Consider the following 14,728-nt stretch of genomic DNA (forward strand, 5'->3'; position numbering starts at 1 on the left):
ATTATGTTAGATAAATTAGTAATTGCGAACCGTGGTGAAATTGCACTGCGTATTTTGCGTGCCTGTAAAGAGCTTGGCATTAAGACCGTTGCTGTTCATTCAACAGCTGACCGTGATCTTAAGCACGTACTTCTTGCAGACGAAACAATTTGTATTGGTCCTGCTCGCGGTATCGACAGCTACCTAAACATCCCTCGCATTATTAGCGCAGCGGAAGTAACTGGTGCAGTTGCGGTACACCCAGGCTATGGTTTCCTATCTGAAAACGCTGATTTTGCTGAACAAGTAGAACGTAGCGGCTTCATCTTTGTTGGTCCTAAAGCGGAAACTATCCGTATGATGGGTGACAAAGTATCGGCTATCACTTCAATGAAGAAAGCTGGTGTACCTTGTGTTCCTGGTTCAGATGGCCCACTAGATGATGATGAAGCGAAAAACAAAGCTCACGCTAAGCGTATTGGCTTCCCAGTAATCATCAAAGCTTCTGGCGGCGGCGGCGGTCGTGGTATGCGTGTTGTTCGTTCTGAAGCAGAACTGACAGAAGCTATCGCGATGACTCGTGCTGAAGCAAAAGCTTGCTTCAATAACGATATGGTTTACATGGAAAAATTCCTTGAAAACCCTCGTCATATTGAAGTTCAAGTTCTTGCAGATGGTCAAGGTAATGCTATCCATCTTGGTGAACGTGACTGCTCAATGCAACGTCGCCACCAGAAAGTTGTGGAAGAAGCACCAGCGCCAGGCATCACTGAAGAAATGCGTAAGTATATCGGTGACCGTTGTACTCGTGCATGTCTTGAAATTGACTACCGCGGTGCAGGTACATTTGAATTCCTATACGAGAACGGTGAGTTCTACTTCATCGAAATGAACACTCGTATTCAGGTTGAGCACACGATTACTGAAATGGTAACAGGTATCGACCTAGTGAAAGAGCAACTTCGCATTGCTGCGGGTCAGCCTCTATCATTCACACAGGATGATATTAAGCTGCGCGGTCACTCAATCGAATGTCGTATCAACGCGGAAGATCCAGTTCGTTTCCTACCATCTCCAGGTAAGATTGAACGCTTCCACGCTCCAGGCGGCATGGGTGTTCGTTGGGAATCTCATATCTACACTGGTTACACAGTGCCACCACACTACGATTCAATGATTGGTAAGCTGATCACTTACGGTGAGAACCGTGATGTCGCTATCGCTCGTATGAAGAACGCATTGGGTGAGATGATTGTTGAAGGCATTAACGTTAATACTGAACTTCAACAGGCTATTATGAACGACGAAAACTTCCAACATGGTGGTGCAAACATCCACTACCTTGAGAAGAAGCTTGGTCTGCAATAGAAACCAGCCTTCAGTAACGTGTTCCCTATAGAATACTAAAAATGCTCACTTCGGTGAGCATTTTTGTTTTTATCGGTCTGAAAAATTCAATCGATATTCCCCTATTTTATCGTTGGTGTTTTCGTGAACTTGCTCATAATTTCTGCTAGACTCGCCATCCAAATTTTATCACATAGAAGATGCAGCCATGCCTTGGATTCAAATCAAGCTCAATGCAACCAATGAAAATGCCGAAACAATTGGCGATATGTTAATGGAAGAGACTGGCGCTCTTTCTGTAACTTTCCTTGATGCTAAAGATAATCCTGTATTTGAACCTCTGCCGGGTGAAACTCGACTTTGGGGTGACTGTGACATTCTCGCTTTATATGACGCAGAGGTTGATACAGGGCTTGTTATCCAGCAGATAAAAGCCAGTGGTGTGTTCCCTGCTGATTTCGCTTATAAAGTTGAACAGCTAGAAGATAAAGATTGGGAACGAGAGTGGATGGATAACTTCCACCCAATGCAGTTTGGCGAACGACTATGGATTTGCCCAAGCTGGCGTGACGTTCCAGATCCAACAGCTGTCAATGTTCTACTAGACCCTGGTCTTGCATTTGGTACTGGTACACATGCTACTACCGCACTTTGCCTTGAGTGGTTAGAAAGCATCGACTTAACAGGTAAGACCGTTATCGACTTTGGTTGCGGCTCTGGCATTTTAGCGATCGCTGCGATCAAACTGGGCGCAGAAAAAGTAGTTGGGATCGACATTGATCCTCAAGCTTTAGTCGCTTCTAAAGATAATGCCGAGCGTAATGGTGTTGTCGATCAACTTGAAGTGTATATGCCTCAAGATCAACCTGAAGGCTTAATCGCAGACGTGGTCGTAGCAAATATTTTAGCGGCACCTCTTCGTGAACTATCAGGCATCATCAAAGGTCTCGTTAAACCAAACGGACAACTGGCAATGTCGGGTGTTTTAGATACACAAGCGGAAGATGTTGCGAACTATTATCGTGACGAGCTTCACATTGATCCGATAGCTTCTCAAACTGAGTGGTGCCGAATCTCTGGTCGCAAGCAAGGCTAGACAAGACTTTGCAGCCTAATTGATTGAATTTTATGCAAATTACAAAAACAAATTGTAAATGCTCAAATATTAGTCTTTTCACGCAGCAAAAAAATGCGTAAAATGCGCGCCCTTGCTAGTACAGAACTGTGATGACGTTTTGAAAATTGGAAACTATCAACTAAAGAACAATCTAATCGTTGCTCCTATGGCTGGCGTGACGGATAGACCATTCCGAGAGTTGTGTCTTCGCTACGGTGCGGGGATGGCAGTCAGTGAAATGATGTCCTCCAATCCTAAAGTTTGGAAAACGTCGAAGTCTCAGCAGCGAATGGTACATGAAGGCGAATCGGGCATTCGTTCTGTACAAATTGCTGGTGCAGATCCACAGCTGATGGCTGAAGCTGCGCAATTCAATGTAGGTAACGGTGCGCAAATCATCGATATCAACATGGGTTGCCCAGCTAAAAAAGTAAACAAAAAGCTCGCGGGCTCTGCTTTGCTCCAATATCCAGATCTCATTGAAGATATCTTGAAAGCGGTCGTGAATGCAGTCGATGTTCCAGTAACATTGAAAACTCGTACGGGTTGGGACACAAGTAACAGAAATTGTGTCCACATAGCAAAAATAGCCGAAAACTGCGGCATACAAGCTCTTGCTCTCCATGGGAGAACTCGCGCATGTATGTACAAAGGAGAGGCAGAATACAAACACATTAAAGCGGCAAAACAAGCTGTCTCGATACCGGTTATTGCTAATGGTGATATCGATAGCCCAGAGAAAGCTAAGTTTGTACTGGAGTACACCGGTGCGGACGCTTTAATGATTGGTCGCCCTGCCCAAGGTCGCCCATGGATTTTTAACGAAATCCTACACTATTTGGAAAACGGTACCACGATGCCAGAGCTTCCAACTGAGGAAGTGAAAAGTATCATGCTTGGTCATGTTCACGCTCTACATGAATTTTATGGAGAGTTTTTAGGCCCTCGCATTGCTCGTAAGCATGTGGGTTGGTATTTAAAAGAACATGGACAAGCGAATGAGTTTCGCCGTACCTTCAACGCTCTCGAGGCAGCTGAGCTGCAACTTGAGGCGCTAGAAGGTTATTTTGATCACGTTGCACTATAATTACGAGAAGAGCTAGACCGAATATGTTCGAACAAAATCTGACTTCAGAAGCATTGACAGTAACGACAGTTACATCACAAGACCAAATCACGCAGAAGCCTCTACGTGACTCAGTTAAAGCATCATTGAAAAATTACCTTGCTCAATTAAACGGTCAAGAAGTCAGCGAGTTATACGAGCTAGTATTAGCTGAAGTGGAACAGCCACTACTAGACACTATCATGCAGTACACTCGCGGAAACCAAACTCGCGCAGCAACTATGATGGGTATTAACCGCGGAACTCTTCGCAAGAAGCTTAAAAAATACGGCATGAACTAATCGTTCTTTCGTAATTTTCGATTTAAACCGAGTTCACTTTGTGGATTCGGTTTTTTTATACGTAAAACAAATTAAATGAACAAATATTAGCCAATTTGTGATCCGTTAGGATTGATAACCCCCGAGTGACCGATATAATGGTCGATTATTCTTATATTCGGGATGCTACATGGTTGATATGCAAAGGGAAGAATGGCTCAGCACCTTGCTAAGCGAGCTTCCTGATCGTCATCTGCTGATCGATAAGAATGGATTAATCATTGAAAGCTTTGGGCATATTCCCCTTTCTACGGCGCTTCCTGACAATCCCACAATCAATACGCTTCTCCCACCATCTCTTGCGGAGCAATTAATGCAGCATGCATTACACGCTTTAGCATCCGGAGAGCTCAAACAATTTCGTTATTCCATTTCACCTTGTCAGCAACTACAGCTTTCTATTGAAGAATTGGAATCGTTAAGCAACACCGAAGAAAGATGGTTTGAATCTACTCTAAAACCACTGACACATACGAATAACGCCCCTTATATACTCTGGCAAGAAAAAGACATAACAGAAGCTTACCTGCACGAAGCCGAGCTCAAGAGGTTATCTGAAACTGATGAGCTAACGGGTATTTTGAATAGAAGAGCGTTCTTACTCGCTCTCGAAAATGAACTGAAACAATCACAAAAGCAAAACGTAGCCTGCTTAATGATTGATATTGACCATTTCAAAGAAATTAACGACCGTGTGGGTCATTTGTCTGGAGATGAGGTAATCACTCAAGTTGCGCACATTTGCCAACAGTCTATCCGCTCGAACGACTACATTGGCCGTTTAGGGGGCGAAGAGTTTGGAATAGTGCTGCCGAATACCAGTGCAATTGAAGCTTACAGTACCGCAGAAGCAATCAGAACGAGTATAGAGTCTACACCATGCACTGTTGATGGACATACCATCTACCCTACAGTGAGTATTGGGCTAGCTGAATTAAACCCAACGGTCACATCCGTTCGTGAACTATTAGTTCAAGCAGATAAAGCCATGTACTACTCAAAGCAAACAGGTCGTAATCAGGTCACTATTTATTATGATAACTTACCTACTATCAAAATAGACTCACCTTTAAATGCCAACATCCTTCAAGCTTCTTAGACCTGTTATATGTTGTCGTGCTGACAACACGAATCTTCATGCTCCTCACTTGCAAATGCTCCTAATATCGAGCAATGACTAGCATCATCATCCACGTGCCCACAGCAAGCATCATTAATTTTCTTCAATGCCGTTCTAATTCTTCCCAGTTCTTTGATTTTTTCATCTATCACAACTAATTTGGCAGTCGTAATCGCTTTTACTTCAGCGCAACTATGCTCCGTTGCTTCCAGCTTTATTTCCAGCAACTCTCTGATTTCATCCAAGCTTAAACCCAGTTCTTTTGCTTTAAGAATGAAACTGACTTGTTTTTGGTTTTCTTCACTGTAAATACGATAGCCTGAGTCACTCCTACCCGCAGGTGCAATCAGTTTATTTTTTTCATAAAAGCGCAATGTATCGGCAGTAACACCACATCTTTTTGCTAATTCACCAATCTGAAACATAATTTCGACTCTTTGTTTATCTTCTTCTATTAACCATCTCGTTACTTTTGAAGCTGAAATGGCATTTTTTCTAATTAATTTTGAGATGCCAAACGATTGCGCGAGCTTTTTTGTAATAAATTAGTTAGAATCTGCGCCATCAAATTTGGAGTTGGTTATCTTATATGTTGATTATAAGAACGCCCCAAAGGTCTTTACCAAAACTGACCAATATTTTATCTCTTACCAGTATCTAGAATAACCTAAGGTGGGAAGGTAGAAACAAGTTCTTTTTTGGCAAATATCTTTATTTTAACCCCATGAATTTGAGGAAATGGAAGCATGAATAACGCTCGTCCAATTCGCCGCGCTCTAATCAGCGTATCAGACAAAACTGGTATCGTTGAATTTGCACAAGCTCTTGCTAACCGTGGTGTAGATATCTTATCTACTGGTGGCACTGCTCGCCTGCTTGCTGAAAAAGGCATCTCTGTTACAGAAGTATCTGATTACACTGGTTTCCCAGAAATGATGGATGGCCGTGTTAAGACTCTGCACCCAAAAGTTCATGGTGGTGTTCTAGGCCGTCGTGGTCAAGATGATAACGTGATGGAAACTCACGGTATCAACCCTATAGATATGGTTGTTGTAAACCTATACCCATTCGCAGAAACCGTTGCTAAAGAAGGTTGTACCCTTGCTGACGCTGTTGAGAACATCGACATCGGTGGTCCAACAATGGTTCGCTCTGCAGCGAAAAACCACAAAGACGTAACTATCGTGGTTAACGCACACGACTACGAGCGCGTTGTGGCTGAAATGGACGCGAACGAGAAATCTCTAACACTAGAGACTCGCTTCGACCTCGCTATCGCAGCATTCGAACACACGGCTTCTTACGACGGCATGATCGCTAACTACTTCGGCACTATGGTTCCTAGCTACGGCGAGAACAAAGAAGGCGACGAAGAGTCTAAATTCCCTCGTACGTTCAACCAACAGTTCGAGAAGAAGCAAGACATGCGCTACGGTGAAAACAGCCACCAAGCAGCAGCTTTCTACGTTGAAGCAAACCCTGAAGAAGCATCAGTTTCTACAGCTCGCCAAATCCAAGGCAAAGCGCTTTCTTACAACAACATCGCTGACACTGATGCAGCGCTTGAATGTGTGAAAGAGTTCGACCAGCCAGCATGTGTAATCGTTAAGCACGCTAACCCATGTGGTGTAGCACTAGGTACAGATATCCTAGAAGCTTACGACCGCGCATTCAAAACAGACCCAACGTCTGCATTTGGCGGCATCATCGCATTCAACCGTGAACTAGACGCTGCAACAGCAACGGCTATCACTGAGCGTCAATTCGTTGAAGTTATCATTGCACCATCTGTTTCTGCTGAAGCAGTAGCAATCGTAGCGGCTAAGAAAAATCTTCGCCTGCTTGAGTGTGGTGAGTGGACAACTAAGACAACTGGTTTTGACGTGAAACGCGTTAACGGTGGCTTACTAGTACAAGATCGCGATCAAGGCATGGTGTCTGAAGATGACCTGAAAGTGGTTTCTAAGCGTCAACCAACAGCTGAAGAATTGAAAGATGCTCTATTCTGCTGGAAAGTAGCTAAGTACGTTAAATCTAACGCTATCGTTTACTCGAAAGGCGACATGACTATCGGTGTGGGCGCAGGCCAAATGAGCCGCGTTTACTCAGCTAAAATTGCAGGCATCAAGGCTGCAGACGAAGGTCTACAGGTTGAAGGTTGTGTAATGGCATCTGATGCGTTCTTCCCATTCCGTGACGGCATCGACGCGGCAGCAGAAGCGGGTATCAAGTGTGTAATCCAACCAGGCGGTTCTATGCGTGATGACGAAGTTATCGCTGCAGCAGACGAACACGGCATGGCGATGATCTTCACAGGCATGCGTCACTTCCGCCACTAATATTTGGTTTATCTAAACGATTAGTAGCTATCGAGCCTCTCAAATTTGAGGGGCTTTTAAGAATTAAAAACTTAAGGATTGAAACATGAACGTATTAATCATCGGTGCTGGCGGTAGAGAACATGCTTTGGGTTGGAAAGCAGCTCAAAATCCAAACGTTGAAACTGTATTCATTGCTCCAGGTAACGCAGGTACTGCGCTTGAGCCTAAACTGGAAAACGTAAACATCGGCGTTGAAGACATCGCTGGTTTAGTCGCTTTTGCTCAAGAGAAAAAAATCGAACTGACTATCGTTGGTCCTGAAGCACCACTAGTTATTGGTGTGGTTGATGCATTCCGCGAAGTTGGCCTTCCTATCTTTGGTCCAACTCAAGCAGCTGCACAGCTTGAAGGTTCTAAAGCATTCACTAAAGACTTCCTCGCTCGCCATGACATTCCAACAGGTTACTACGCAAACTTCACTGAGATTGAGCCAGCACTTGCTTACGTACGCGAGCAAGGTGCTCCAATTGTAGTGAAAGCTGACGGTCTTGCGGCAGGTAAAGGCGTTATCGTTGCGATGACCCTTGAAGAAGCTGAAGACGCAATCAAAGACATGCTAGCGGGCAATGCATTTGGTGAAGCTGGTAGCCGCGTAGTCATTGAAGAGTTCCTTGAAGGCGAAGAAGCAAGTTTCATCGTGATGGTTGATGGTGCAAGCGTACTGCCAATGGCCACCAGCCAAGATCATAAACGTGTTGGCGACAAAGACACAGGTCCTAACACTGGCGGCATGGGTGCTTACTCTCCTGCTCCTGTCGTTACTCCAGAAATCCACGACCGCATCCTTGAAGAAGTTATCTACCCAACGGTACGTGGTATGGATGCAGAAGGCGCGCCTTACACGGGTTTCCTTTACGCTGGTCTAATGATTGATGCTGATGGCACACCAAAGGTTATCGAATACAACTGCCGCTTTGGTGACCCGGAAACGCAACCAATCATGATGCGCATGGAATCAGACCTAGTTGAGTTATGTCTAATGGCTGTTAACGAAAAGCTAGACGAAGCAGAATCTAAGTGGGATCCTCGCGCTTCTATCGGTGTGGTCCTTGCCGCTGGCGGTTACCCTGCTGATTATGCAAAAGGTGATGTTATTTCTCTTCCTACAAGCGAAGTTGAAGGTCAAAAAATCTTCCACGCAGGTACAGCGAATAACGAAACTGGCGATGTTGTGACAAACGGTGGTCGTGTACTTTGTGCAACCGCACTAGGTAATACGGTTTCTGAAGCTCAGGAGCGCGCCTACGCCTTAACTAAGCAAGTTAGCTGGAATGATATGTTCCACCGCAATGACATTGGTTACCGTGCGATTGCGCGCGAGCAAGAGTCATAGAGATAAGAGAATACTCTCTAAAATATAAAAGGTGCTGAGATGCACCTTTTTTATTGCCATATTATAAGTTGAACTGATGGCTTAGTTATTAGAATAACGTTATTCCACCGAAGCTATGGCGACAACGTGATTACGGTAAAACTACTGCGGCAACAGTTCTGGTCGGGTAATACAATCTTGGCTATCTTCCGATAACATAAGCAACTCTTCAACTGACACTTTGTTTAAATATTTACGTCCCAGAAAAGCAGCATAGCTATCCACACTTGCTAAACGCTCAATCACAAAACTCGGTAAAGTTTGGTTGAATTCTAGATTCTCAAATTCAGAACCTGAACATGTCTCGAATGTTTTACCATCCCAGTAACCTTGCATCAGCTCTAAACCATCGCCGTTTTGCTTGGTGGCGTTATCAATGACAGATTGCGCTTCTTTTTGATAACGCTGTAATTGGACAGGTTGGATTGGCAGAACTCGACCATCAATACGATACTGCTGGTAAACCGCCTCACCCGTTTTATTGAAACGGATATGGACTCGATAAGGTACTAAAGTGTTTGAAGTATCTCGTTGCTTGCCTTCGCGTACGAGTTCCCTGAGCTCACCTTCTTTCCAACTGTAATCACTTTTGTACCAACCGTAATCACCTACGACAACATAATCAGAAGCAGTATGAGGGTTAGTTAATTTATTAGTGATCCAGTAGAAGCTGGTTGCATCGCCCATAACTTGTCCACCTGTAAAGGTTTCAAATTGTTCTAGGTTTTGACGTGGATTGGATGAGGAGCACCCAAGAAGAAATGTCGATAATAGTGAAGCTAAGAGAAATGCTTTATTCATAAAACCTGTACCGAGGTGAGAAATAGACTACCTCGGTACAGTTTAGATTATTTCACTGAATCTTTCAGTGCTTTACCAGCAACAAATGCAGGAACATTTGCAGCAGCGATTTGAATCTCATCGCCAGTTTTTGGATTACGACCTGTACGAGCTGCACGGTGGTTTACTTTGAAAGTACCAAAACCAATTAGCTGAACTTGCTCGCCATCTTTTAGTGTATCAGTCACACCACCAAGGGTCGCTTCTAGAGCTGCTTTAGCTTGAGCTTTAGAAAGGTCCGCTTTTTCAGCAATAAAGTCGATTAATTGAGTCTTGTTCATTTAGGTTTCCCTTCTCTGTATTTTTAAATTCAATTCACTCTAAAACAAAAATGCCCTGTCTGGCAAAGGTTTGTCGTCGATCTTTGGCTCTAATGCCGCAGTTTTAGCCATAATATGAGTAATAACTCACAATTTGTTACCTATTTCTTCCCCTCAGCCCTTATCTAAAGGGGCTTTAAGCGAAAATAATTGATGTCCGAAAAACAATTTGTTCTCTATAATCCATGGTGAATCGCTGTTAAAGCGTACAATCTAATTAAGGGCAAACATGCTGCTGCTAACTATCTACATTTCCGTTGCTATCGGGATTTCTTTTATCTGTTCTGTTTTAGAAGCAGTACTACTTAGTATTAGCCCGAGCTACATTGCTCAGCTGAAACAAAAAGAGCACCCTGCAGCAGAATCTTTAGGTAAGCTTAAAACTGATATCGACCGTCCACTTGCATCTATCCTAACTCTTAACACCATCGCACATACTATTGGTGCGGCAACAGCAGGTGCACAAGCTGCTGTGGTATTTGGTAGCCAATGGCTAGGTGTATTCTCAGCCGTACTGACTTTGGCTATTTTGGTTCTATCTGAAATCGTACCTAAAACCATTGGTGCAACGTACTGGCGACAACTAGCTCCAATGTCAGCGACTGTTTTACGCTGGATGGTCTTTTTCTTAACACCGTTTGTTTGGTTCTCTGAGCAAATCACCAAACGTCTTGCGAGAGGTCATCAACAGCCAAAAATGCGTGATGAACTTTCTGCTATGGCGATTTTGGCAAAAGAAAGTGGTGAGTTCGCTGAAGGTGAATCTAAAATTCTAAGTAACTTACTTGGTATTCAAGATGTGGCGGTAACGCACGTTATGACACCAAGACCGGTTGTATTTCGCGTTGATGCAGAGATGAGTGTTGATGAGTTCTTAGAGCAACACAAAGATACACCATTCTCTCGACCTCTTGTATTTGATGAGCAAAGCGACAATATCATTGGCTTTGTTCACCGCTTAGAGCTATTTCGTTTACAGCAAGCAGGCTGCGGTCAGAAGAAGCTCGGCGAAGTGATGAGACCTATTCATGTCCTTCTCAACAACCTAGGGTTAGTTAAAGCATTTGACCAGATGATGGCTAACCGCTTGCAACTTGCTCTTGTTGTTGACGAATATGGTACCGTTCAAGGAATTATTACGCTGGAAGATATCTTTGAGCATCTACTCGGTGAAGAGATCGTCGACGAAGCTGATAAGAACACCGACATGCAAGAGCTTGCTTTCCAACGCTGGGAGAAATGGAAGGAAACACACGGAGTGATTGAGAGCCGTGATGATGACGAAGATGAAGTCATTAAAGAGAAACCTACTGAAATAAAAGATTCTCCTGAGACATTAAAATAAGATAATAAAAAAGGCTCCCATCGGAGCCTTTTTTATTAGTAGGAACAGCCTGATTTATAATGTCACACCGATATTACTAACAGGGTCTTCACGTAATTCTAAACGTAAATCTTTAATCAACTCGATATCACGCTCTGTCGTTTCACGTAATGGGCGGAAAATAGCCCACTGGACATCCCACTCTTCACAAACCGCTTCATTCTCTTTCTGGTTCTCATTTGTGATTTCATCAGAGCCTTGAGCAAATTCTAAATCAGCTACTGTTTTCACTGATTGGTGGCTCAATTTAATCATTGATTCAAACAAGAATTCTCTGTCTAACAAACCATGAAGTAGAGTTGATAAACCTTGGCAAGCGTCCATCGCAGGGTAGACACCATAAAAATCGAAATCATCAGAGCTAGGGAACAACTCTTCCACTTTCTCCAATTGGCGTTCAAAATTTACTTTTGCAGTTTTAACAGTCAAGATTTCCCAAACACTGTCTAACACATCACGATAAATGCGCGCTTCAGCAAATTTTGTATTATCACAAAACATGGCATAGTTAGGGTACATACGCTCACATAAGCACGCCATGAAGGTGATTTGTTGCCAAGGTTCTAACTTTTCAAGACGAACCTGCAGTGGATTCTGTAGCATAGTCACTCAATAATTGCAGAAAAAGACAGCGGAAGTGTACTTGATAAACTCTAGGGAAAAAAGGTAGGTCTATGAACAATTTCACGAATAAGCTCTATATAGCGACAGAACATGATGATACTTATAAACAGCTCATTCAAAACCAAGCCTTACCTGACCTTGAGATCTGTTCATCCCCTAAAGAAGCACAAATAGTTTTGGCTTCTCCGCCATTGGTTACCTCTATCTTAGACGACTTTTCACAACTTGACTGGCTACAAAGCACTTATGCTGGAATTAATGCTCTTACCGATCCAAACCTTCGTAAGGATTACACATTAACCAATGTTAAAGGGATATTTGGTCCTGCGATTGCTGAATATGTTCTCGGTTATAGTATCCATCATTATCGCCATTTCCAAACTTACCACCAGCAACAAAAAGAGCGCCTATGGCAGCCCCATTTGTATACTTCGCTCACTGGTAAGGTGATGGTTATCTTAGGTACAGGAACAATCGGTAGTCATTTAGCTCATGCGGCTTCTGCATTAGGTATTCATACTATTGGTATTAATCGTACAGGCATCCCTTCTAAGAGCTTAAGCTTTAAAGATACCTTCCATATTAATGAGATTAAGGCTGCTTTAGAGCAAGCCGATATCGTCGTGAACACTTTACCGGCTACTCCAGACACTCAATATTTGCTTAATGAGCAAACATTGGGATTCTGTAGAAATTGCTTGCTCTTTAACGTAGGTAGAGGAAGCTCTCTGGATAATAAAGCTCTGCTATTAGCGTTAAAAAATCGCTGGGTAGATCATGCTTTCCTCGATGTATTCGAGCAAGAACCTCTTTCTACCGATCATCCTTTTTGGGGGATAACAAAAATTACAATCACACCACATATCGCGGCACTCAGCGAACCACGCCAGGTTGTAAATATTTTCGCTAAAAACTACCAATTATGGCGAGATGGCTTCCAACTCAATAACCTTATCGATTTTGATAAAGGGTATTAACTTTTAATTAGCGCCATAACTCATTCAACGATGAAGGCTTATGTTTGACGATCTACTTTCAGAAATTCGCTCATGCCGTGTTTGTGAGCCAGAGTTACAACTAGGGGCTAACCCAGTCATTCAAGCTCACCCGGACGCTACTCTGCTTATCATCGGGCAAGCTCCAGGGGTGAAAGTGCATGAATCATCAATCCCATGGAATGATGCCAGCGGTGAGAGGTTAAGAGCCTGGCTAAAAATAGATAAAGCGACTTTTTATGACCCACATAAAATCGCAATCGTTCCTATGGGGCTTTGTTATCCAGGTAAAGGAAAGAGTGGCGACCTTCCTCCAAGAAAAGAATGTGCGCCTTTATGGCACAAGCGGGTAATTGAATGTTTACCAAATATCAAAATGACATTACTTATTGGGCAATATGCACAGAAGCACTATTTAGATGAGAAACCAAACACGCTGACTGATACGGTAAAGCAATGGCAAAAGTGGGCGCCAAATTATGTCCCTCTACCCCACCCTTCTCCTCGAAATAATATCTGGCTTAAAAAGAACCCATGGTTTTTGGATGACGTCATTCCTTACATCCAAGAACACGTCTCAAAGCAATTAGCCTACCATGCTCCAAATACCTAGCGAGAGCGAGCTACACCGAAAAATAAAATAGGCATATTGCCGATAACAGATAATAAAAAAGCGCTGCAGGTTTCCCGGCAACGCTTTCAATAATCTTACTCAGAATTACTTGTGGTAAGGCTTAGATAGTTCGTGAACAGCGTCAACGAATACACCAGCATTCTCAGGTGGCACATCTAGGTGAATACCATGACCAAGGTTAAATACATGCCCTGTTCCACCATCACCAAAACCTTCTAGGATAGTGCCCACTTCTTCACGAATACGCTCAGGCTGAGCATAAAGGATAGATGGGTCCATGTTGCCTTGTAGAGCAACTTTATCTCCGATTCGAGCTTTCGCGTCTTGAATATTGATTGTCCAATCTAGACCCACTGCATCACAGCCTGTTGCTGCGATAGACTCAAGCCACATGCCACCGTTCTTAGTAAACAGAGTTACAGGTACACGACGACCTTCGTTTTCACGAATTAGACCATCAACGATTTTATGCATGTACTGAAGAGAGAACAGGTTGTAGTCACGCGGAGTAAGTACACCACCCCATGTATCAAATACCATGACCGATTGAGCACCCGCTTTAATTTGCGCGTTTAGGTATTCAATAACCGTATCTGCTAGCTTGTCTAGAAGTAGGTGCAGAGTTTGCGGTTCTGCATACATCATCTTCTTAATCTTAGTAAACGCTTTAGAGCTGCTACCTTCAACCATGTAAGTCGCAAGTGTCCATGGGCTACCAGAGAAGCCAATCAATGGCACTTCGCCTTTCAGGTCTTTACGGATCTGACGAACAGCATTCATTACGTACTGAAGCTCACCCTCTGGATCCGGTAAACCGATCTTCTCTACGTCAGCTTTACATGTGATAGGGCGTTCAAATTTAGGACCTTCGCCCGTTTCAAAGTAAAGACCAAGCCCCATAGCATCAGGGATCGTTAAAATATCAGAGAACAAGATTGCAGCATCTAGAGGGAAGCGGCGTAAAGGTTGAAGTGTTACTTCTGACGCCAATTCTGCATTTTTACACAGTGACATAAAATCGCCTGCTTCAGCACGAGTCGCTTTATATTCAGGAAGATAGCGGCCTGCTTGACGCATCATCCATACAGGAGTGCAATCAACAGGTTGCTTTAACAGTGCGCGTAAATAGCGGTCATTCTTTAGTTCAGTCATTCCGTTAAATTCCAATT

15 protein-coding genes are annotated in these 14,728 nt (G+C 43.4%); 10 read left to right on the forward strand and 5 right to left on the reverse strand.

What is annotated here, in order from left to right:
• The first annotated feature begins 3 nt into the window (after nt 1–3).
• The 5 genes from accC to L4C37_RS14025 all read left to right on the forward strand — a co-directional run bounded on the left by accC (nt 4) and on the right by L4C37_RS14025 (nt 4,988).
• Nucleotides 4–1,347 carry an acetyl-CoA carboxylase biotin carboxylase subunit gene (gene accC, locus L4C37_RS14005; RefSeq protein ID WP_137375037.1) on the forward strand — a complete coding sequence of 448 codons (1,344 nt, stop codon included), beginning with the start codon at nt 4–6 and terminating at the stop codon, nt 1,345–1,347.
• A 187-nt stretch (nt 1,348–1,534) separates the two neighbouring features.
• A complete protein-coding gene (gene prmA, locus L4C37_RS14010; protein WP_429768952.1) occupies nt 1,535–2,422 on the forward strand; it encodes a 50S ribosomal protein L11 methyltransferase in 888 nt (295 codons plus the stop codon).
• 139 nt (nt 2,423–2,561) lie between these two features.
• Nucleotides 2,562–3,530 (forward strand): tRNA dihydrouridine synthase DusB, encoded by a 969-nt coding sequence (dusB, locus tag L4C37_RS14015; protein ID WP_429768953.1) that lies wholly within the window; start codon nt 2,562–2,564, stop codon nt 3,528–3,530.
• 23 nt (nt 3,531–3,553) lie between these two features.
• Complete coding sequence (gene fis / locus L4C37_RS14020) at nt 3,554–3,850, forward strand: DNA-binding transcriptional regulator Fis (protein ID WP_004729744.1); 297 nt, start codon at nt 3,554–3,556, stop codon at nt 3,848–3,850.
• Between the two features lie 169 nt (nt 3,851–4,019).
• Nucleotides 4,020–4,988, forward strand: a complete 969-nt coding sequence (locus L4C37_RS14025; protein ID WP_429768954.1) for a GGDEF domain-containing protein — start codon at nt 4,020–4,022, stop codon at nt 4,986–4,988.
• A 5-nt stretch (nt 4,989–4,993) separates the two neighbouring features.
• Here L4C37_RS14025 and zntR read toward each other — a convergent pair whose 3' ends face one another.
• Nucleotides 4,994–5,434, reverse strand: a complete 441-nt coding sequence (gene zntR, locus L4C37_RS14030) for a Zn(2+)-responsive transcriptional regulator (protein WP_137375033.1) — start codon at nt 5,432–5,434, stop codon at nt 4,994–4,996.
• A gap of 321 nt (nt 5,435–5,755) precedes the next feature.
• On the opposite strand from zntR, the gene purH reads away from it, so the two are divergent.
• A complete protein-coding gene (gene purH / locus L4C37_RS14035; protein WP_429768955.1) occupies nt 5,756–7,348 on the forward strand; it encodes a bifunctional phosphoribosylaminoimidazolecarboxamide formyltransferase/IMP cyclohydrolase in 1,593 nt (530 codons plus the stop codon).
• 85 nt (nt 7,349–7,433) lie between these two features.
• Complete coding sequence (gene purD, locus L4C37_RS14040; RefSeq protein WP_429768956.1) at nt 7,434–8,723, forward strand: phosphoribosylamine--glycine ligase; 1,290 nt, start codon at nt 7,434–7,436, stop codon at nt 8,721–8,723.
• Nucleotides 8,724–8,864: 141 nt separating this feature from the next.
• On the opposite strand, the gene L4C37_RS14045 is transcribed toward purD, so the two are convergent.
• Both L4C37_RS14045 and hupA read right to left on the reverse strand, forming a co-directional pair.
• A complete protein-coding gene (locus L4C37_RS14045) occupies nt 8,865–9,563 on the reverse strand; it encodes a DUF1481 domain-containing protein (protein WP_273297150.1) in 699 nt (232 codons plus the stop codon).
• A gap of 47 nt (nt 9,564–9,610) precedes the next feature.
• Entirely contained in the window at nt 9,611–9,883 is a 273-nt protein-coding gene (gene hupA, locus L4C37_RS14050; protein ID WP_137375029.1) for a nucleoid-associated protein HU-alpha, read from the reverse strand.
• A 268-nt stretch (nt 9,884–10,151) separates the two neighbouring features.
• Here hupA and L4C37_RS14055 point away from each other — a divergent pair, with 268 nt between their 5' ends.
• Entirely contained in the window at nt 10,152–11,267 is a 1,116-nt protein-coding gene (locus L4C37_RS14055) for a CNNM domain-containing protein (RefSeq protein ID WP_137375028.1), read from the forward strand.
• Between the two features lie 54 nt (nt 11,268–11,321).
• Here the strand turns inward: L4C37_RS14055 and L4C37_RS14060 are convergent, their stop codons facing one another.
• A complete protein-coding gene (locus L4C37_RS14060; protein WP_137375027.1) occupies nt 11,322–11,909 on the reverse strand; it encodes a YjaG family protein in 588 nt (195 codons plus the stop codon).
• Nucleotides 11,910–11,980: 71 nt separating this feature from the next.
• Between L4C37_RS14060 and L4C37_RS14065 the strand changes: the two genes are divergently transcribed.
• Both L4C37_RS14065 and L4C37_RS14070 read left to right on the forward strand, forming a co-directional pair.
• Nucleotides 11,981–12,907 (forward strand): D-2-hydroxyacid dehydrogenase, encoded by a 927-nt coding sequence (locus tag L4C37_RS14065; protein ID WP_429768957.1) that lies wholly within the window; start codon nt 11,981–11,983, stop codon nt 12,905–12,907.
• Between the two features lie 40 nt (nt 12,908–12,947).
• A complete protein-coding gene (locus L4C37_RS14070; protein WP_137375025.1) occupies nt 12,948–13,538 on the forward strand; it encodes a uracil-DNA glycosylase family protein in 591 nt (196 codons plus the stop codon).
• A 105-nt stretch (nt 13,539–13,643) separates the two neighbouring features.
• Here L4C37_RS14070 and hemE read toward each other — a convergent pair whose 3' ends face one another.
• Nucleotides 13,644–14,711: a uroporphyrinogen decarboxylase gene (gene hemE / locus L4C37_RS14075; RefSeq protein ID WP_137375024.1), complete on the reverse strand. Its 1,068-nt coding sequence runs from the start codon at nt 14,709–14,711 to the stop codon at nt 13,644–13,646.
• Nucleotides 14,712–14,728: the final 17 nt, after the last annotated feature.

This window comes from Vibrio kagoshimensis (genome assembly GCF_050337535.1).
Classification (GTDB): Bacteria; Pseudomonadota; Gammaproteobacteria; order Enterobacterales; family Vibrionaceae; genus Vibrio; species Vibrio gallaecicus.

Coding starts and splice junctions, on each gene's coding strand:
- accC (WP_137375037.1), top strand. CDS start 4: ATGTTAGATAAATTAGTAATTGCGAACCGTGGTGAAATTGCACTGCGT.
- prmA (WP_429768952.1), top strand. CDS start 1,535: ATGCCTTGGATTCAAATCAAGCTCAATGCAACCAATGAAAATGCCGAA.
- fis (WP_004729744.1), top strand. CDS start 3,554: ATGTTCGAACAAAATCTGACTTCAGAAGCATTGACAGTAACGACAGTT.
- L4C37_RS14025 (WP_429768954.1), top strand. CDS start 4,020: ATGGTTGATATGCAAAGGGAAGAATGGCTCAGCACCTTGCTAAGCGAG.
- zntR (WP_137375033.1), bottom strand. CDS start 5,434: ATGTTTCAGATTGGTGAATTAGCAAAAAGATGTGGTGTTACTGCCGAT.
- purH (WP_429768955.1), top strand. CDS start 5,756: ATGAATAACGCTCGTCCAATTCGCCGCGCTCTAATCAGCGTATCAGAC.
- purD (WP_429768956.1), top strand. CDS start 7,434: ATGAACGTATTAATCATCGGTGCTGGCGGTAGAGAACATGCTTTGGGT.
- L4C37_RS14045 (WP_273297150.1), bottom strand. CDS start 9,563: ATGAATAAAGCATTTCTCTTAGCTTCACTATTATCGACATTTCTTCTT.
- hupA (WP_137375029.1), bottom strand. CDS start 9,883: ATGAACAAGACTCAATTAATCGACTTTATTGCTGAAAAAGCGGACCTT.
- L4C37_RS14055 (WP_137375028.1), top strand. CDS start 10,152: ATGCTGCTGCTAACTATCTACATTTCCGTTGCTATCGGGATTTCTTTT.
- L4C37_RS14060 (WP_137375027.1), bottom strand. CDS start 11,909: ATGCTACAGAATCCACTGCAGGTTCGTCTTGAAAAGTTAGAACCTTGG.
- L4C37_RS14065 (WP_429768957.1), top strand. CDS start 11,981: ATGAACAATTTCACGAATAAGCTCTATATAGCGACAGAACATGATGAT.
- L4C37_RS14070 (WP_137375025.1), top strand. CDS start 12,948: ATGTTTGACGATCTACTTTCAGAAATTCGCTCATGCCGTGTTTGTGAG.
- hemE (WP_137375024.1), bottom strand. CDS start 14,711: ATGACTGAACTAAAGAATGACCGCTATTTACGCGCACTGTTAAAGCAA.